Annotated in this window: 1 pseudogene; it reads right to left on the reverse strand. The window is 59.1% G+C overall.

The features are described 5' to 3' along the window. Positions 1–746 (reverse strand): annotated as a pseudogene (locus QZR30_RS27875) (type IV secretion protein Rhs); the annotation flags it as partial.

Below are 746 nucleotides of genomic sequence, written 5' to 3' on the forward strand. Positions count from 1 at the left end.
ACGCGTAACGTCGCCCTGGCTGTTACGCTCATATTTCCAGACCGCTTCACCGCGCCTGACAATCCGTACAAAGCCATTGTCATGCTCGTAGGACGTCGGCTCGTCCTCCCCCGGAAACAGCGCCACCAAGCGTCCGGCTTCGTCGTACTGATAGGCCGTCACCGCCCCCAGCGGATCTTGCTCGACGGTCAGTCGGCCTTTTTTATCGTAGGATTTGAAATGTTGGGCGCCATCCGGATCGATGCGTTGTACCAACCGCGCCCGTTCATCGTGGACATACACTTCCTGGCTACCATCGGCGTTATGCACGGTGACACGACCGTCATCCCCCCAGGCATATCGCGTGTCCATCTGCGAAAAACTCGCCCAATGCCGGACACAGCGTGCCGCCTTGCCAGAGCCTTCCCACGCCCAGAAGAAACTCGCCCCACCGGCCAACTGCCGCTCAAGAATGACGTGCTGATCGTCGTACCGATAACTCTCGCTTTCCCCGACGGCATTGGTCGCGCAAACCAGTCGTCCGTCTTCGTCATAGGCGTAGGAAACGACGTTCTGCTCGGTCTCCCAGGCGTAGGGATCACGGCCTTTGGCGCGATGAACCTGGTAGTCCACCGCGACGATGCGATCCAGCTCATAGCGCAGCAACAGTGAGCGACCAGCGCCGTTATCCAACCGCTCAATTCGCCCGGAATGATCACGGCAAATGCGCAGGCGGTTGTCATACGCATCACTGATCGAAACCAGCA

Origin of the sequence: Pseudomonas sp. rhizo25, from assembly GCF_031931935.1 — a bacterium.
In the GTDB taxonomy this organism is placed as follows: domain Bacteria; phylum Pseudomonadota; class Gammaproteobacteria; order Pseudomonadales; family Pseudomonadaceae; genus Aquipseudomonas; species Aquipseudomonas synxantha.